This window comes from Halovivax gelatinilyticus (assembly GCF_024300625.1).
Taxonomy (GTDB): Archaea; Halobacteriota; Halobacteria; order Halobacteriales; family Natrialbaceae; genus Halovivax; species Halovivax gelatinilyticus.
This window is the reverse complement of record NZ_CP101322.1, coordinates 2013957-2031931: the sequence shown is the minus strand read 5'-3', so window position 1 is coordinate 2031931 and position 17975 is coordinate 2013957. Positions and strand designations below refer to the sequence as shown.

At 66.1% G+C, this 17975-nt stretch carries 16 protein-coding genes; 8 read left to right on the top strand and 8 right to left on the bottom strand.

Features of this window, described 5'->3' with window-relative positions; genetic code table 11:
• The first annotated feature begins 115 nt into the window (after positions 1–115).
• Positions 116–907, top strand: coding sequence for a 2-amino-3,7-dideoxy-D-threo-hept-6-ulosonate synthase (locus tag NKH31_RS09565; protein ID WP_254861564.1), 792 nt, complete (start codon positions 116–118; stop codon positions 905–907).
• 37 nt (positions 908–944) lie between these two features.
• On the opposite strand, the gene NKH31_RS09560 is transcribed toward NKH31_RS09565, so the two are convergent.
• The 5 genes from NKH31_RS09560 to NKH31_RS09540 all read right to left on the bottom strand — a co-directional run bounded on the left by NKH31_RS09560 (position 945) and on the right by NKH31_RS09540 (position 6450).
• Positions 945–1289, bottom strand: a complete 345-nt coding sequence (locus NKH31_RS09560; RefSeq protein WP_254861563.1) for a cupin domain-containing protein — start codon at positions 1287–1289, stop codon at positions 945–947.
• An 87-nt stretch (positions 1290–1376) separates the two neighbouring features.
• Complete coding sequence (locus tag NKH31_RS09555) at positions 1377–2168, bottom strand: SDR family oxidoreductase (RefSeq protein WP_254861562.1); 792 nt, start codon at positions 2166–2168, stop codon at positions 1377–1379.
• A gap of 179 nt (positions 2169–2347) precedes the next feature.
• On the bottom strand, positions 2348–3931 hold the full coding sequence (locus NKH31_RS09550) for an aldehyde dehydrogenase family protein (RefSeq protein ID WP_254861561.1): 1584 nt from the start codon (positions 3929–3931) through the stop codon (positions 2348–2350).
• Positions 3932–4065: 134 nt separating this feature from the next.
• Positions 4066–5226: a pyridoxal phosphate-dependent aminotransferase gene (locus tag NKH31_RS09545; RefSeq protein WP_254861560.1), complete on the bottom strand. Its 1161-nt coding sequence runs from the start codon at positions 5224–5226 to the stop codon at positions 4066–4068.
• Between the two features lie 72 nt (positions 5227–5298).
• Positions 5299–6450 (bottom strand): NAD(P)/FAD-dependent oxidoreductase, encoded by a 1152-nt coding sequence (locus tag NKH31_RS09540; RefSeq protein ID WP_254861559.1) that lies wholly within the window; start codon positions 6448–6450, stop codon positions 5299–5301.
• A gap of 274 nt (positions 6451–6724) precedes the next feature.
• Here NKH31_RS09540 and NKH31_RS09535 point away from each other — a divergent pair, with 274 nt between their 5' ends.
• From NKH31_RS09535 to NKH31_RS09520, 4 genes are all read left to right on the top strand, one after another.
• On the top strand, positions 6725–7489 hold the full coding sequence (locus NKH31_RS09535; protein WP_254861558.1) for an IclR family transcriptional regulator: 765 nt from the start codon (positions 6725–6727) through the stop codon (positions 7487–7489).
• A gap of 342 nt (positions 7490–7831) precedes the next feature.
• The gene (locus NKH31_RS09530; protein ID WP_254861557.1) at positions 7832–8332 is read left to right on the top strand and encodes a helix-turn-helix domain-containing protein; all 501 of its coding nucleotides are present in this window, start codon (positions 7832–7834) and stop codon (positions 8330–8332) included.
• Between the two features lie 456 nt (positions 8333–8788).
• Positions 8789–9910, top strand: a complete 1122-nt coding sequence (locus tag NKH31_RS09525) for a ComEC/Rec2 family competence protein (protein ID WP_254861556.1) — start codon at positions 8789–8791, stop codon at positions 9908–9910.
• Positions 9911–10114: 204 nt separating this feature from the next.
• Positions 10115–10894 carry a 23S rRNA (uridine(2552)-2'-O)-methyltransferase gene (locus NKH31_RS09520; RefSeq protein WP_254861555.1) on the top strand — a complete coding sequence of 260 codons (780 nt, stop codon included), beginning with the start codon at positions 10115–10117 and terminating at the stop codon, positions 10892–10894.
• Here the strand turns inward: NKH31_RS09520 and NKH31_RS09515 are convergent, their stop codons facing one another.
• The 3 genes from NKH31_RS09515 to NKH31_RS09505 all read right to left on the bottom strand — a co-directional run bounded on the left by NKH31_RS09515 (position 10895) and on the right by NKH31_RS09505 (position 14489).
• On the bottom strand, positions 10895–11893 hold the full coding sequence (locus tag NKH31_RS09515; RefSeq protein WP_254861554.1) for a phosphotransferase family protein: 999 nt from the start codon (positions 11891–11893) through the stop codon (positions 10895–10897).
• Positions 11890–12066 carry a ribbon-helix-helix domain-containing protein gene (locus NKH31_RS09510; RefSeq protein WP_254861553.1) on the bottom strand — a complete coding sequence of 59 codons (177 nt, stop codon included), beginning with the start codon at positions 12064–12066 and terminating at the stop codon, positions 11890–11892. Before NKH31_RS09510 ends, NKH31_RS09515 begins: the two co-directional genes overlap by 4 nt.
• 68 nt (positions 12067–12134) lie before the next feature.
• The gene (locus tag NKH31_RS09505) at positions 12135–14489 is read right to left on the bottom strand and encodes a twin-arginine translocase subunit TatC (RefSeq protein WP_254861552.1); all 2355 of its coding nucleotides are present in this window, start codon (positions 14487–14489) and stop codon (positions 12135–12137) included.
• 142 nt (positions 14490–14631) lie between these two features.
• On the opposite strand from NKH31_RS09505, the gene tatC reads away from it, so the two are divergent.
• The 3 genes from tatC to NKH31_RS09490 all read left to right on the top strand — a co-directional run bounded on the left by tatC (position 14632) and on the right by NKH31_RS09490 (position 17965).
• Positions 14632–15792: a twin-arginine translocase subunit TatC gene (tatC, locus tag NKH31_RS09500; RefSeq protein ID WP_254861551.1), complete on the top strand. Its 1161-nt coding sequence runs from the start codon at positions 14632–14634 to the stop codon at positions 15790–15792.
• A 107-nt stretch (positions 15793–15899) separates the two neighbouring features.
• Positions 15900–16532: a DUF6789 family protein gene (locus tag NKH31_RS09495; RefSeq protein ID WP_254861550.1), complete on the top strand. Its 633-nt coding sequence runs from the start codon at positions 15900–15902 to the stop codon at positions 16530–16532.
• Positions 16529–17965 (top strand): LVIVD repeat-containing protein, encoded by a 1437-nt coding sequence (locus NKH31_RS09490; protein ID WP_254861549.1) that lies wholly within the window; start codon positions 16529–16531, stop codon positions 17963–17965. Before NKH31_RS09495 ends, NKH31_RS09490 begins: the two co-directional genes overlap by 4 nt.
• Positions 17966–17975 lie beyond the last annotated feature (10 nt).

Here is a 17975-nt window from a genome sequence, read left to right as displayed (position 1 = left end):
CCACCGCCGTCCAATCCGCCACGGAAGGGAAATACGAGCGCGTGAGACGTCCGAACTCCCGGCCAATCTGGGACGAATCAGAAACCCTTAGTCGACGACGCCCGGTTGAGACCATATGACCACAGGAAAACGCGCCCGGCTCGAACGGATCGGAACGGATGGGCGAATTCTGAACGTCCCCATGGATCACGGCATCACGATCGGCCCGGTTTCGGGACTTCGCCGGATCGAAGAGACGATCGACGCCGTCACGCGCGCGGGAGCCGACAGCGTGCTCACGCAAAAGGGCCTCGCCGACCGCGTCCACCCGAACAAGAACGACGCCGGCTACGTCGTCCACCTGAACGCCTCGACGACGCTCGGCCCCGACGCGAACGACAAGCGACTCACCGGAACCGTCGAGGAGGCCGTCCGCCTCGGCGCCGATGCGGTCTCGCTTCACATGAACGTCGGGAGCGACTCGGAGCCGCGACAGCTCGAACAGCTCGCACGGATCACCGACGACGCCGAGCGCTTCGGAATGCCCGTCCTGGCGATGACCTACGCGCGCGGGCCGGGTATCGACGAACACGACGCGGAGAGCCTCGCACACGCCGTCCGACTGGCCGAGGAAGTCGGCGCCGACGTGGCCAAGACGGCCTTCAGCGGCGACGCCGAGAGCTACCGGACCGTCGCGCGGGCGACGAGCCTGCCGGTCATCATGGCCGGCGGCTCACCCGGGGACGATCTATCGATGCTCGAAAACGCCCGCGCGGCCGTCGACGCCGGCGCGGCCGGCGTCTCGATGGGGCGATCGATCTTCGGTCACGACGACCCGGGCGCGATGGCGCGCGCCGTCTCGGGCGTCGTCCACGACGACCGATCGCCCGAGCGGGCGGCCGAAGACGCCGGGCTAATCGTGCGGTGAACCGCCGTCGGAATCGTCGTCAGAGTCGTCCGCCGAGTTACTCCCGATCGGTCCAGAAGTCGAACCCGCGCCCGGGTGCGAAGACGTCGATCGCGACCGCCAGCTCGTCGCCGGTGTTCTCGACGCGGTGGGGTTCCCACGCGTCGAGGTGGACCGAATCGTTCGGACCGAGCGTCACGGAATCGTCCTCGGTGTGGACCGTGAGTTCGCCCTCGAGGACGACACAGACCTGCTCGTTCTCGTGATCGTGCATCGGCGAGGAGTGGCCCGGCGGCTTCTCGAACCACTCGAAGGTGAACTGATCGCTCCCGGCCAGCGACACGCGTCTCCATCCGTCCTCCGGCTCGTACGTCTCTGCGTCATCGAAGCGTACCGGTTTCATTGCAGTAGCGGGGAGGACGAACGTCTACCGCATAGTAGTTTGGGATCGGTACAGCGACCGAGTATCGAAAGAAAGGATAGTCAGTCGCTACAGGTTCGACGCGCCCGCACCGCCGTCGATCGGGACGGCTACGCCGTTCAGGTAGCTCGACCGAGGGGAACTCAAGAAGGCGACGACCTCGCCGAGTTCGCGCGGTTCGCCGATACGTTCGAGCGGGATCCCCTCGCCGCGGGCGTCGAGGCCCGCCTCGTAGCTGTCGTACTCGCCGCGGTCGACGGCCTGTTCGACGAGGTCCTGGATGCGCGTCGTCTCGTGGGGACCGGGCAGTACCGCGTTCGCGCGCACGTCGGGCGCCAGTTCGCTCGAAAGCGTCTTCTCGAGCCCGATGACGCTCATCCGCACGCTGTTCGAGAGGACGAGTGAATCGATCGCCTCCTTGACGCTCCGGGAGGTGATGGTCACGATGGTACCGCCGCCGTCGGCCTGAAGCGGCTCCGCGGCCTCGCGGACCAGTCTGACGACGCTCATCACCAGCAGGTCGAACGCGTGGTAGAAATCCTCGTCGTCCATCTCGAGGAACGGCCCGCTCGGCGGGCCGCCCGCGCTCGTCACCAGGTGATCGATCGTCCCGAACTCGTCCAGGGTCGTCTCGACCAGGGCCTCGATGTCGGCGGCATCGGTCAGGTCGCCCTGAACGCCGACGATGCGCCCGTCGCCGAGTTCGTCGAGTTCCGAGACGGTCTCGTCGAGTTTCGACTCGTCGCGGCCGTTGACCACGACGTTCGCGTCTTCGCTCGCGAACACCTCGGCGGAGGCCTTACCGAGTCCGTCGCTCGAGGCGGTCACCAGCGCGACGTTTCCTGACAGCTGCAAGCTCATGTGTACCTCGTACCGGGCCGGCCACCCACATAATGGTTCGGTTGTGGGCGGTTCAGTTCCGGGTGGTTCGATTGTGGGCGGTTCGGTTCCGGGTGGTTCGGTTCCGGGTGGTTCGATTGTGGACGGTTCGGTTCCGGGTGGTCCGGTCGTCGGCGGAGAAACCGCGTCGGTGCGACCGATTATTCGACGCGCGTCCGGCTCTGCTCGCGCATGAACTGCTGGAGGTACCAGTAGCCGCCGGCGAACTTCCCGGTAGTGCCGGAGAACTTCCAGCCGCCGAAGGGCTGGGCCTGGACGAGCGCCCCGGTCGTCGCGCTCTGGGTGCGGTTGACGTAGGTCATGCCGGATTCGACCTCGTCGAACCAGCGGTCGATCTCCTCGTCGTCCTGTGAGAACAGTCCCGCACAGAGACCGTACTCGCTGTCGTTGGACTTCTCGATGCCCTCCTCCAGGTCGGAAATCGGGTGAATCGTCACGAACGGCAGGAAGTGTTCCTCGCGAGCGAGGTCGTGCTCGTGAGGGATGTCGGTGACCACCGTCGGTTCGACGAACCGGCCGTCGGCGTACTCGCCGTCCGTGACGACGTTCCCGCCGGTGAGAACGGTGCCGTCCTCGCGGGCCTGCTCGGTGATCTCCTGGTAGTACTCTAGCGCGCTGTCGTCGATCAGCGGCGAGACGAACGTCTCGCGCTCGGTCGCCTGCCCGATGGTGAGTTCCTCGGTCTGGGCGACGAGTTTGTCGGTGAACTCGTCGATGACGTCCTCGTGGACGTAGACGCGCGAGGTCGCCGAACACTTCTGGCCGCTAAAGGAGAAGGCGCCGTTTTTGACGCCCGAAACGGCGTCGTCGACGTCCGCCGTGTCGCTGACGATGACCGGGTTCTTGCCGCCGAGCTCGGCGATGACGGGTCCGCGCTTACCCAGTTCCATGAAGGTTTCCTGAATGCGCGTGCCGACGTTCCGCGAGCCGGTGAAGGCGACACCGTGTACGTCCTCGTGTTCGACGAGCGGTTGGCCGACGTCGCTGCCGCCGCCCGTGACGAGGTTGATGACGCCGTCGGGAAGGCCGGCCTCGTGGAGAACGTCGACGAACAGGTGGGCCGTAAGCGGCGTGGTGCTCGCGGGCTTCGCGACGACCGTGTTGCCCGCGATCATCGCGCCGCTTGCCATGCCGACGAACAGCGCCATCGGGAAGTTAAAGGGGGAGATGACGCCGAAGACGCCGTAGGGACGCAGGAGGTTCGTCGTGTGCTGGCCGGGCGTCGGTTCGCCGGTGTCGAACTCGTAGCCGCCCGCCCGCTCTAACTCACCCGCGTAGAAATCGAGGAAGTCGATCGCTTCGTCGACGTCGGCCATCGCCTCGGTCCGGTTCTTGCCGTTCTCCAGCGAGAGCGCCGCCGCGAGTTCGAACTTCCGGTCGCGCATGATCTCCGCCGCGTCCTGGAAGATCTCGACGCGCGCGTCCACGTCGGTGGCCTCCCACGACGAAGACGCCGCCGTCGCGGCGCTCACCGCGGCGTCGACGTCCGCCTCGCCCCCCGCGGCGAACTCGCCGATTTCTACGGTCCGGTCGCCGGGGTTGTAGACGGTGAAGCTGTCGTCGGTTTCGGCGTCCTCACCGTCGATCAAAAGCGGGTGAGACTGTCCGAGGTCGGCACGGACCGACTCGACGGCGTCCTCGTAGGCCCGGTGGAACGCCGCTACTGAGTCCGCCTGGTCGTGTGTGAGATACGTCAGTTCGTTATCGTACTCTCTAGATTGCACAGGCTAGATGAGGTCAGGAGAGGCATTATAGATTGGGATCGTCCGAAATATGGACGGGGTCGCGTATCCCTGGCAACCGAAGCGATCCGGCCTGAACCGGGTCGCGTCGGATCGGTTCACCGATATCGCCGGCGTTACAGCCAGTCTTCGAGTCGGTCGAACGCCTCGTCGATCCGATCCAGCGAGTTCGAGTAGGCGATCCGGATCCGCCCCTCGCCGACCTCGCCGAAGACCGTTCCGGGAACGGTGGCGACGCCGGCTTCGGCCAGGAGCGACCGGGCGAAGTCGACCTCGTCGTCGAAGCCGTCGGGGATCGTCGGGAACGCGTAGAACGCGCCGGCGGGTTCAGGACACGTCATACCGGGGATCGCGTCGATCCGCGCCGAGACCCGATCGCGCCGGTCGGCGAAGGCCTCGACCATCGGCTCGTGGAGATCGCTCCCGACGGCTCGAACGGCCGCCCACTGCGAGAGCGAGGGGGCACACGTCGTCGTGTACTGGCGGGCCCGAACGATCGGGTCGATCAGTTCGGTCGGCGCGCCCAGGTAGCCGAGCCGCCAGCCGGTCATCGAGTAGGCTTTCGAGGCGCCGTTGACCGTAATCGTCCGCTCGTGCATGTCGTCCATGGCGGCCAGGCTGTGGTGGACGGCCCCGTCGTAGGTGATGTGCTCGTAGATCTCGTCGGAGAGCACGAGCAGATCGTGCTCGACGGCGACGTCGCGGATCGCCTCGGCCCGCTCGCGGCGTAAGACCGATCCCGTCGGGTTCTGCGGACTGTTGACGATCAGGAGTTTCGTCCGATCGGTCACCGCGTCGGCGAGCGCGTCGACGTCCGGCTGGAATTCGTCGTCGGGATCGAGGTCGTAGGCGACCGGCGTCCCGCCGGCGAGTTCGACGTGCGCCGCGTACGTCCAGGCCGGGTCGGGCAGCAGTACCTCGTCTCCGTCGTCGACGAGCGCGAGGATCGAGACGAAGATCGCCTCGGTCGCCCCCGCCGTCACGACGATCTCGCCGTTCGGATCGTAGGAGACGTCGTTTTCGGTCGCGAACTTCTCGGCGATCGTCTCTCGCAGGGGTACAATGCCGTAGTTCGACGTGTAGTGGACGTGGCCCGCCTCGAGCGCCTCCGTCGCCGCGCGCTTGATCGGCTCCGGCGTGTCGAAATCCGGTCGGCCGATTTCCAGGTGGACGACGTCCACGCCGTCGGCTTCGAGTCGGTCGCACTCTTCGAAGATCTCGCGAATTCCGGAAAACGGGACGGTGTCCATCCGCGGGGCCGGGCTGTGTAAATCCATGCTCGGTACCTCTAACAGGAGTTATAAAAAGCCATCCGTTCCAGCGAGTCCCGACACCACGTCCGGTTCCCGTCAATCGATGACCGTCCCCTCGGAGAGTGGACTCCCGCCCTCGAACCGGTCTGCGCTCAGCATCGAGATGTCGATCGACGAGGCCGCACCGTCGGCGACGAGTTCGGCGACCAGCTGACCCGTCGCGGGCGCCTGCATGAATCCGTGGCCGGAGAAACCGACGGCGTTGACGAAGCCGGGAACGGTCTCCTCGATGATCGGGTGGTGGTCGGGCGTGACCGCGTACAGGCCCGCCCACGCTCGCCTGATCTCCGATTTCGGGCCGAAGTAGCCGGCGCACTGGGCGGCCTGCTCGACGACCCGCGCTGACCACTCGAGCGAGACGCGTTCGGCGAAGTCGTCCGGATCCATCTCCGGATCGGCGTCGGCGAAGTGGCCGCCAGCGACGACGTTCCCGTTTCGTTCCGGCCGGAAGTGGACGCTCGCGTCGGCGTCGATCGTGAACGGGACGTCCTCGGGAACCGGCTCCTCGGGGTCGACGATGACGAGCTTTCGGCGACGCGGCGAGACGGGAAGGTCGAGGTCGACGAAGCCTGCGATGCGAGCCGCCCACGGCCCGGCGGCGTTGACGACGAAGTCGGCGTCGATCGGCCCCTCGGTCGTCGCGACGCCCGAGACGTGGCCGTCGGCCAGCTCGATACCGGTCACCTCGACGCCGGTTCGGATCGTCGCGCCGGCCTCGGATGCGGCGACGGAAAAGCCCTGCAGACCGAGGTGCGGATCGGCGAACCCGTCGTTCGGCGAGTACGCGCCGCCGACGAACGCGTCGGCGTCGAGCGCCGGACAGAGCTCGCTCGCGCGCTCTGGCGTGACGAACTCGCTCTCGACGCCGAGTGTCTCCTGCGTGCGGACGTTCTCGCGAAAGCGCTCGGCCGTCTCCGCCGTGCGGGCGAGAAAGAGGTAGCCGGGTCGTCGATACGCCAGATCCGTGTCGAACTCCTCGTCGAACGACTCCCAGACCTCGATGCTCGTCTGTGAGAGCTGTGAACTCACCGGCGAGGAAAAGTGCGCTCTGATCCCGCCGTTCGCCCGGTCAGTGCTGCCCCCGCCGATCGAAGACTTCTCGACGACCGTCACCTCCACGTCCCGCTGGCGCAGGTAGTACGCGCTCGCCAGGCCGATGATGCCTCCGCCGACAACCACAGCGTGCATAGAGACCCATTCGACGGAGACTACAAATAGACTGGTGACGGCGAAATCGACACCATAGCCAGGAGCGCGTTCCGGAGTGCAGAACGCCCGTCGCGAAATCCCACGGACTCGTTCGCGGAACTATCGATCGATTTCGATGAACGAAACGTCCCGGGCCAAATCGACAGACGGCGTCGATGGGTGACGCCCGATACGTTCGCCATCCGTCAGTTCTTGCCGAACAATAGTTCCCGAGGGCGGAACACATATGGGTCCGTACGTCATACGCAGACGCATGGCACAGACGTCCACCGCACCGCTGAAAACGGTCGAGAACGCGTTCGCCGTCGTCGATGCGTTGCGGCGACTGGAGGGCGCGGGAGTGACCGAACTGGCCGACGAGCTCGGGATGTCGAAGAGTACGGTTCACGACCACCTCACGACGCTTCGCGCCCACCACTACGTGGTCAAAACCGGCGACGGGTACGATCTCGGCCTCGGCTTCTTCGAGATCGGCGAGTACGCACGAACCCAGCGAAAGATCTACGAAATCGCCCGCCCGGAGGTCACGAATCTGGCCGACGAAACCGGCGAGGTGGCCAACCTGATGGTCGAAGAACACGGTCGGGGCGTCTACCTCTTTCGGGCCCACGGCGAGAACGCGGTCACGCTCGATACGCACACTGGCAAGCGTCGGTACCTCCACAACACGGCGCTCGGCAAGTCGATTCTGGCGCACCTCCCCGACGAGCGGGTCCACGAGATCCTCGACAGACACGGCCTCCCGCGCGAGACGAAACACACCATTACCGATCGGGACCGCCTCTTCGACGAACTCGCCGCCATCCGCGAGCGAGGAATCGCCTACTGCGGCCAGGAGCGCGTCGAGGGGCTGCAGTGCGTGGCCGCACCGATCCTCAGTACGGACGACCGCGTCCTGGGCGCGATCAGCGTCGCCGGCCCGACGACCCGCATCACGGGCGAGCGCTTCAAGACGGAGATCCCCGAACTCGTCACCCAGGCGGCGAACGTGATCGAGATCAACGTGACCTACGCCTGAACCGGCGCTGGCCGCGACCGACCGCTGAATTGGATCGGCGCATGTTCCGTACTGAGGAACGCAATCGTAGCGGTGGCCGAGACAGTCATTACAAACATACGCCTGTAATGGAAGGATCGTCGTCGAGCTACCACCCGGCGCGGTGCCCAGGAGAGTCGGAGCGATCGCCTCGAAAAAATACAGACGATCCATATTGCCGAACGACGACTCTTCGGAACGGCCGAACGGCGGCGTTTCGTCACGGTCGAATAACGACCTCGCGTCACGGTCGAACGACGCTTTCCCTCACTGTCGAATGACTCATTCCGTTAAAACTATTTACCCATAGATCGAAGTACAGGTATGGATCACCTGGACGACGTTTCCGCCGACGATCTCCGGGTCGCCCTCGATGAGGCGACGGGGAAGAAACCGGCGATGCGCCTGATCGCCGCCATCGCCTACAAGAGCGGAATCTCGCAGACGGAGCTGGCGTCGTGGTACGGCGTCGAACGGAAGACGATCTACAACTGGCTGACGCGTCTGGACGACGCGCCGCTCGCGAACGCCGCGACCGACGAACGACGGCCGGGCCGACCGCGAAAGCTCGCCGAGGACGAGCGAGCGGCGTTCGAGGACGCCGTTCGGCGGCCGCCGACCGCGGCGGGCTACGACGCTCGGACCTGGACGCCAGAACTCGTCAAAACCTACCTCGAAGACCGGTACGACGTCGAGTACTCGATTCCGAGCTGCCGGCGCCTGATGCGCGACGCCGGGCTTCGGTTCCGACGGCCGTCGCGAGCGGTTTCCGGCGAGACGGACGGCATCGGGGCGTCCGACGAGGGGCGCTGGCTCCCGGAGTGACGTGTCATCACCCAGAGTTGAGAGAGGAACTCAACACACAGTACGAGTAATTAATTATAATCGAATTGGCGGGCGAGCGGGGCGGTTCTGACTCGATCTCGACAGTGGTCACCACCGATGGCGAGCTGGATTTAGAAGCTCACCTAACAGGACAGAAACCTACCTGATAGGACGGGAACACCCCTGCCCGGACAGAAACACCCCGTGCATCGGGGGTTGGAAACCTCGAGTCTGTGCAGAGACTCAGACCGGGCGGAGTCAGTCGCCGGGTGGCGTTGGCGTTCGATGACACCCTGCTGGCTGTCGATCGATTGCGAGACCGGTATCCCCGGCTGAACACGCTACATTACGAACAGTGTAGCCTTCTCATTACTACCCGTCAGTCCACCCTACAGGTGTCTCCAGTCGGCCGGCAATGGGCACGAACCGGTCGGTTCTGGCGGGAGAGACCGTACGATGGACCGGTGGCACCTCGGTTGCCTCGCGATCGTGCTCGCCCTCGCGGTAGCGCTCGCCGGAGGCGTCTCGGTCGGTTCGCCGACGGATCCGATCGAACTGGCACCGGGACCACAGAGCGCACCCGACGACGAACACCTTCCCCCGTGGGTGGAAGCCGACGACCGCCCGCCGGCGTCCCTGTCTACGATAGATTCCGACCGCGACGGCGAGTTTCAGGTGCACTTCATCAACGTCGGTCAGGCGGACGCGACGCTGCTGGTGACGCCCTCGAACGAGACGATCCTGATCGACACCGGACACTCGCGCGACGACGGCGCGTACGTTCTCGAGTACCTCGAGGCCCACGGAATCGACCGGATCGACGCCCTCGTCGCCACCCACCCACACTGGGACCACATCGGCGGTCACCCGGCAGTGATCGAGGCGTACGAAACCGAGCGCGACGGCATCGGGGTGGCGCTCGATCCCGGCGTCGCCCACACGACGTCGACGTACGGATCCTACCTGGACGCCATCGAGGACCACGACGTCCCCCTCCGAGTCGTTCGCGAGGGCGATCCGATCGACTGGGATTCGGCGCTCGACGTCTCGGTGCTCAACCCGCCCGAAGACGAGCGAGCCGAGGTGCTGAACGACGAGAGCCTCGTCTTCCACGTCGAGTACGGCGAGACGAGCGTGTTGCTCCCCGGCGACGCCGAGGGCGAAGCGGAGTACCGCATGGCCAGGGAACACGGCGACGACCTGGATGCGGACCTCTACAAGGCGGGTCACCACGGATCGGACACGTCCTCGACCGCCCCCTTGCTCGAACGCGTCGACCCCGAGATCGCGGTCGTCTCCTCGGCCTACCGCAGTCCGTTCGGCCACCCCGACGACGACGTGCTGACGCGGTTGGCCCGACAGGACGTGACCACCTACTGGACGGCCGTTCACGGCTCCGTCGTCGCCGTCTCCGACGGCGAAGCGTGGACCCTCCGGACCCAGGCCGATCGAACCACCGATCCGCGCCTCGTTCGCGCCGAACCGGCGGTCGCCGCCCATCCCGCAGCCGGCGTCCGACACGCCTCACCGGACGGACCGCCCGTGCTCGCGGCCGGGCCGCCGGACGACCGCGAGTGAGACGACCGTCGCGCGCTGAGCCAGTGGATGTTCGACCCCGGTACGTACCGGACGTTCGAACGGGAGAACGGACCGAAGACTATCGCTTCGACGTAGCCGGGCATCCGACGAGCCTTTCCGGATCCGCCGCCTCTCGCCGAGTATGAACGCGAATTCGTCCGCGACTCGCGGCCGGAACACGCCGATCCCGCTGGTGAGTCCCACATGACGCGCAAAGACCACTACTACAACAAGGCCAAGCAACAGGACTACCGGGCTCGGTCGGCCTACAAACTCCAGCAGTTAGACGAACTGGAGGGGCTGATCGAGCGGGGCGACACCGTCGTCGACCTCGGCGCCGCCCCGGGAAGCTGGATTCAGGTCGCCGCAGAGCGCGTCGGTCCGGACGGGACCGTCGTCGGCGTCGATTTCCAGCGGATCGACGACTTCGATCCCGAAATCGACGACCGCATCGAGACGCTGCGCGGCGACGTCACCGAGGAGAAGACCCTGGATCGGATCAGGAAGGCGACGGACGGCTCGGTCGACGTCGTCCTCTCTGACATGGCGCCGAACGTCAGCGGCGAGTACTCGCTCGATCAGGCGCGCTCGCTCCACCTCGCCCGGACGGCCGCGGACGTGGCCCTCGAACTCTTAGACGCCGGCGGAAACTTCGCCGCCAAGGTCTTCGAAGGCCCCGACGTCGACGCCTTTCGAGACGACCTGGACGACGAGTTCCGGTACGTCCGCGCGACGGTCCCCGACGCGACGCGCAAAGAATCCTCGGAGCTGTACGTCCTGGGAATCGACCGCCTGACCGCCCCCGTGCGCGTCGGCGACGAACTCGACGTCGAGATCGTCGACGCGGGAAGCGAGGGCGATGGCATCGCCGCAGTCGACGGATTTCGGCTGTTCGTCCCCGACGCCGAGCCCGGCGAGAGCGTCCGCATCCGTGTCGAGGACGTCAAACCTACATTCGGGTTCGCAGAACGACTCGACGAGTGATCAGGAGAGTGAAGCGAGGTATCGATCGACCTCAGCGTCGATCAGCGTCGCGACCGCCTCGCGCGGCTCGTCGCGAAAGTCGGCCAGTCGATCGAGCACGGTCGCGTAGCCGAGCGTCCACGTCGCCCCGTAGATCGGCGCCCGCTCTTCGAACCCGTCCGGGAGCGATCCGGCCACGTCGCGATAGCCCGCGTAGAGGGCCTCGACGAACTCGGCCGGCGCCGGCGCGTCGAGCGTCGCCAGTTGCTGTTCTCTGAGTCGGTGGAGATCGCGGGCCGGGTCGCCGACGTGGGCCCGTTCCCAGTCGAGAAAGCCGATCGGCGTCCCACCGTCTCCGGTGACGACGCAGTTGGGCCGAGCCGGATCCCCGTGGAGAAGCGCGGCCGGCGCGTCGTCCAGCGTGTCGCGACGGTCGTCGATCGCCTCTAACACCGCGTCGAAGGCGCGTGCGAAGCGATCGGCCGCCCCGAGCGTTCGCACCTCCTCGACCGTCTCCGCCAGCACGGTCGACCAGTCGTCAGTCCGCACCGCGAGCGAGGGGTCGCCTTCGTCACGGTCGACGGACCCGCCCACGACGATGCCGTGTTCGTCGAACCGGCGGTCGTGGAGGTGGGCGAGGCTCTCGCCGACGGCGCGGACGAGCGTCTCGCGCCCGGTCGCGTCGGCCTCGGCCCAGCGAGACAACAGCGCCTCGCCGGCCATCGGTTCGGTCGCCAGGTACGGAACTGAAGCGGTCGGATCCGCCGCGACGATCCGCGGAACGGTGACGTCACCGCGCGAGGAGAGGTACGCACAGACTGCCCGTTCGCGCGCGATCCTGGTTCCGTCGCCGTCGGCTGCGACCTTCAGGTAGGCGGTATCGCCGTCGGCGAACGCCACGCGAACGGTCTCGTTCGCCTCGTTCCAGGACGGCCCCGGGTCGGTGATCGAGGCGACCTCACGATTCGGGAACGCCGCCGCGAGCGCCGTCTCGACGGGCCGTGACGGTTGGTCGGTCACTCTTCGTCTTCCAGGCGCCCGTGACGCTGGTCGATCTCGTCTAACACGTCGAGGGTCTTTCTGATCGACGCCCTGATGGCGTCGCTTCGGTTGACGAACTTGCCGTCGTCGCCGACGTGTTCGTCGAGGTCCTCGAGCAACTCGCCCGGAATTTCGACGCTGATCTTGGGCATACGCCAGGATTGTCGACGGTGGGTACTAAAGGGTGCTGACAGTCAGACACCGAGGGCCGGCGGGGCAGTCACTCGCTCACCTCGGCTCCCGCGGGTGGCTCCGAAACGTCTTCGGTCGAGCCGCCGCCACCCCCGAAGAGTCGGCCGCCTGCAGTGAGGACGTAGAGGACGAGCAGGCCGATCACGTAGGTGAGTGCGATCGGGATCGCGAACGCGAGCATCGTCAGCAGCCCGCGCGGGCTGACGACGGCGGCAAAGGCGAAGATGCCGACGACCGCCGGCCGCCAGTAGCGAAGCATCGACCGGTAGGAGACGATGTTGCCGACGTGAAACAGCGCCATCGTGACGACGATGTTCATCAGGAAACCGACGCCGACGGTGGTGAAGATGACGAGCCAGAAGAAGCTCTTGATCCGGTAGGAAACCACCATGTCGTTGCTCACCGCGTCGGTGATCAGATACGAGATGACCCCCGGTGCGATGTAGAAGAATCCTAGGAACGTCCCCAGGACGAACCCGCCGAACAGCGAGCCGCCCCAGACGATGAACAGCCGGCGGTCACCGCGAACGAGCCCACGCTCCTTCGCGGCCGGCCAGGCGTAGTAGAGGACGAGCGGGAGGACAGCGATGATCGCCGCCAGCGTCGACACCTTCACGATGAAGATGAGCACTTCGACGGGGTGTAAGGCGATGACGAAGTCCAGGTCCTGGATGAGGGTGATGAGTTCCTGATTCGTCTCGGCGGCTCGGATCTCTTCGAGAGAGACGTCAGCGTCGTTCTCCTGGGCGACCTCGTAGAGGATCGAATCGGGGACGCGGCGGACGAACACGGCGAGGATGTAGCCGATCCCGCCGGCGTAGAGCCAGAAGAACGAGCCGGCGAGGACAGCCATGAACAGGCCGACGAGGTAGATTAGCCGCGACGTGAGGCTGTTGAAAATGAAGGCGAGGTCGTAGGCGTAGCCCCCGATGTCGTCTTCGGTCGTCTCCTCTTCGGTGAACGGATCGAGGACGCCGGCGGCCGTGCTCGCGAACAGCCCGCCCTCGTCGTCGCCGGATGCCTCGGCCGTCGCGGCCGCCGTGCCGGCGGCGCTCGCAGCCGCGTCGACGTCGTCGCCCCCGTGCAGGCCGTCGAAGCGGTCGATGATGGCCTGTGCCTTCTCGCGCTGGTCCTCGTGGAGCGCGTCGCGGGCGACGTCCATCATCTCGTCTTCCGTCATGCTCGTAAACACCGGCGCCGGCACGCGGTCGACGTCAGCCGCGTCGAGGACGTCGAAGTCGATGTCGTCTGCGGTCTCGGCCATCAGCAGCTGGCTCTCGCGCGGGTAGACCGGCGTCCGGAGTACCTGCAACGTCAACACCAGCAGGATGGCGAAGCCGATCGAGACCGCGATGATCAGCGCCGCGGCGACGAGTCCGAGCGTGCCGTGTTCGATCACCAGCACGTCGAGATAGGTCGGCTCGTCCGGCCAGAGGTAGCCGGGCATCTGCGGGCCGACCTCGGTCGCCAGCCACTCGCGCGCCCCGGCGGCGAGCGCCGCGGCGATGAGCGCGAAGGCGACGGCGACCAGCGCCGTAAACTGGAGCGTTCGGCGTTTCACGTGGGCGACGCCGCTTCCCACCTCGGCCGCCCCGCGGCGTCGCGTGTTGGCGATCAGCTTCGCGAGTCCCAGACTGAACGCGTAGAGGATCACGAGCGGGGCGGCCCACATGATGAGGGTGAACGGGTCCGGCGGCGAGAACAGCGCGCCGAAACAGGTGATCCCGACGATCGCGTGGCGCCACTTGTCGCGGAAGGTCTCGTAGGGAACGATCTCCGTGTAGGAAAAGGCGCCCATGAACAGCGGCAGCTGGGCGGCGAGACCGAACGAGATGGTCAGCAGGGCGACGAACTCGGTGAACTCCGTGATGCCCCAGCTGGGTTTGACGCCGGCGTTGTGCGCGACTTCGCCGAGAAAGAGGAAGGCGTAGGGAAAGAAGATGGCGTAGGCGTAGAAGACGCCGATGGCGAACAGGGAGAACGAGGCGATGACGAACCCGACGAGGTACCACCGCGAGAGCGGGACGACGCTCTCGATTCCGCGGCGCTTGATCGCGTCCCGCGAGTAGTAGATGAAGGCCGGAATTGCGAGTAACGCGCCGAAGAGGAGGCCGATCTTCGCCTGCAAGAGGATGACCTCGAACGGCGTCCGGGTGATGATGTCGGTCGCCTCGACGAGTTCGGGACCCATCCGGGCCGTCGCCGTCGCCTCGAGGAAGTCCCAGATCCAGACGCGGAGCGCGTAGAAGGTGCCGATAAAGCCGATCACGAAGACGATGAAGATCTTCTGGAGGTCGGACTGGGCCGCAGACAGCATCCCTCCGATCGTCTCCCGGCCGGAGTTGACGGCACGGGCGGTGTCCTCGTCGACGACGCTACTCATGAAGTGTCGGAGTCTACCTTTCTTCCAGTTATCAACCTTTCGAGTCAACCGGCCGTCGCCGTCGGGGTCTCGGGAAATCTCACCGCTGACGGCCCGTCGTAAGAAAAAGGCCTATAACCGGTCCCGAGACAATTGCACGTAGATGCCGGACGAGCGGGACGAGTCGACGGCCGACGACGGCCCCGGCGAGCCGCAGGAGACGACGACGCCCGCAGCCGACGGAGGCGAAGACGAATCTCCAGATATCAGCGGTGACGGACTGTCCTACGGCGGGAGTGACGCGAGCGACGGCGATGGAGTTCCGGACGACAACACGGATAACGAGTCGGACGAAGCGCCAACGGCGTCGGCCGATCACAGCGAAGCCGAGCGGACGGAACCGTCAGACGATGCGGCCGAACCAGAAGACGAGGAGGTCGAACCAGAAGACGAGGCGGCCGAACCAGAAGACGATGCGGCCGAACCAGAAGCCGACCTCGAAGTTCGGGACGAATCGGATCTCTCGCAGGCGGAACTCGCCGAGCGCATTCCGGACCGAAAAGAAGGCGGGCTTCCGACGGTCGACGACGGCGGCATCTCGAAGCCGCCGGACGACCAGGAGATGCCGCTGGCCGACCACATCGAGGAGATGATCTCGCGGCTCGCGATCGTCCTCCTCTTCGCGGCGACCGGAACGACCATCGGCATCCTCTGGGCGTCGGATGCGATCGCCATCATCTGGGAGCAGGCGATCCCGCAGGCCGACGAGTGGCCCGCACACATCTACCACCCGCTGGAGCTGTGGCTGACCCGGATCAAGGTGGCCGGCCTGCTCGGAGTGATGGTCGCCCTGCCGATGTTCGTCTACCAGTGTTACCGCTTCATGAAGCCGGGGCTGTACCCCCACGAGCGCAAGTACTACCTCGCGGCCGTCCCGACGAGCGTCGTGCTGGCGGCCATCGGAATGGCGCTGTCGTACCTGCTCGTCCTACCGTTCCTGTTCGAGTACTTCACGTTCTACTCGGAAGGCAGCGCCGAGATCCACTACGCGCTCGGCGAGACGTTCAACCTCGTCATCACGCTCACCGCATTTCTCGCCGTCGTCTTCCAGATTCCGCTGCTCATCATGATGGCGATCATGATGGGCGTCACGACGCGGCGGTGGCTCGCCGAGAAGCGACTGTACTTCTGGGCGGCGTTCGCCGGGCTGGCGTTCATCTTCACGATCGATCCGACGGCGATGGCCGCCGGCATCGTCGCCGTCATCATGATCATCCTCTTCGAGGGGACGCTGCTCGTCCTGAAGTGGGCCGGCGTGGAGTAGCCCCCCGGCTGGGGCTCGACCGACTGATGGGATCGTTTCGATAGACCGGATGGGCTCGTGATATAGGCAGGCACAACCGTTAGAAGGCCGTCCGTCGATCCGCCGGTATGGTCGTCGTTACGGATCTCGTTCGTCGTCAGCTTGGAGTATCGAGCGACGAGGTACCCCTTGGTGACTCGTCGTCGCGGCTGGCTCGCGTTCGTTCGGCGAGTCTCCGCGGGCTACAGGCGGGCTTCGTCGCCACGCTGATCATGACGGCGTTTCGCCTCCCGATCATGCGCTCGCTTCCGCCCTCCGCGCACTTCTGGTCGAGGTACGTCGGCGGTGGAGAACCGGACGACCACCAGGTCGCCGGGATCGCTCTCCACCTCGTCTACGGGACGAGCGCGGGTGCGGTCTTCGGCGGCCTGTTCGCGCTCCAAGATGCTGAGGAGGCGATCGAGCCCGAGCAGCGCGGGCTGCTCTGGGGGTCGGTGTTCGGCATGGGCCTCTCCGCGTTCGGCTCACAGATCATGTTAAAGGAGCTGCTCGGCCTCGAACTCGACGCGGACGAACTCGCGCTCTTTCACGCGGCACACCTCGTCTACGGGCTCGCGCTGGGCGCGTGGGTCGGCTCGCGCACCGAAGGCGTCGAGGATCCCGACGAGGAGTACGAGTACGGCGATCCCGGCGAGTCGAGCGATCAGCTCCGAGAACGAGGGGTAGACTTATTTTCCCGGTTCGGGTTATCGAGTTTGTGAACCGACGACGCGTGCTCTCCGGGACCGCCGGTGCGCTCTCGCTCGCGCTGGCGGGGTGTACCGGTGGAGACGACGCGAACGATGATGGCGATACAGGTGACGACGGCGGCTCGACGCCGTCGCCCGACCGACCCGACCACGCCCGATCCGGCGAGGGCGTCGCCGGCCGGATCGACCCCCTCGGCCACGCGACCGGGAGTTCGGACGCGTTCTACACCTACGGCGCGATCAGCCCCGACGGCGAATGGGGCGTCCTTGGCGGCTTCCCGACCGATCGGAGCGACATCGCCAGCACGCTCGTCGACCTGGACGACCTCGAAGAACCCGCGATCGCTCACGGGCTGGAGACGGCCGATCCGGCCACCAGGACGAACGCCGTCGAGTTCGACGCACACGAGGACGGGCTCTACTATCGATCTCAGGAAGGATCGATAGAAGGGATCGAAGTGGTCGACTTCGGCTGGCGCGACGGCTCGCCCGAGGAACCAGAGATCGTCGCCTCGCTCGAGACGCCGAATACGGGCGTCCACCGGCTGACGACCCACCCGACGGAACCGGTCATCTACCTCGTCGACCACGTGTCGAACACGGATACCGGCGTGTTCACCGTCGACGTGAGTTCGCCCGACGCCCCCGAAATCGTCGATCAGGTCGGTCCGACCGGCGGCTGTCACGACGTCGAGTACGATCCCGTTCGCGACGTGGTCCACGCGGCGTACATCCACGGGGCGGCCGAGGGGTACGTCATCTACGACGCGTCGGATCCGTACGACCTGCAGGTGCTCGGACAGTTCGAATACGACGACCAGCCGGATTACACGGCCCTCGGCGAACCGGGGTTCGAACACTGTCACCAGGCCGGTTACGACCCGGAACGCGATCTGGCGGTCATCGGCGACGAGACGCAGACGGGGATGCCCGGCGGTAAGCACGTTTTCGACATCGGCTGGGACGAGGGCTCGCTAGAGGATCCACAACCCATCGGCTTTACCCACTCGCCGGACGCCCGAGAGATGGCGACGAACGAATCGTTCTGGTGGACGACGCACTTTCACGACGTCGTCCCGAGGGGAGACGAGACGCTGTTGGTCGACGGCGGCTACCGCCAGGGGGCGTGGGTCTGCAACCTCACCGATCCGCGCGAACCGACGCCGACGGAGCGCATCGCCACCGTCTCCGGTGCGAGCGACCTCTCGGGGGACGCCGACAATTCGATCGGCATCGCCTCCCCGCCGTTCGCCTGGGGCGCGACGTACAACGAGGCGCGCGACGTCGTCTTCGTCAGCGACAGCCTCACCGGCGCCTACACGCTCTCGCTCTCCGACGACGAGGCCCGCGGCGCCGAGGGTCGCGGCCCCGACGGCCATTACGACAGCGAAGCCGTGCAAGAAGACGACCTGGAGACCGTCGCGAACGGCGAGCACGGGTTTTGACGGGGGAATC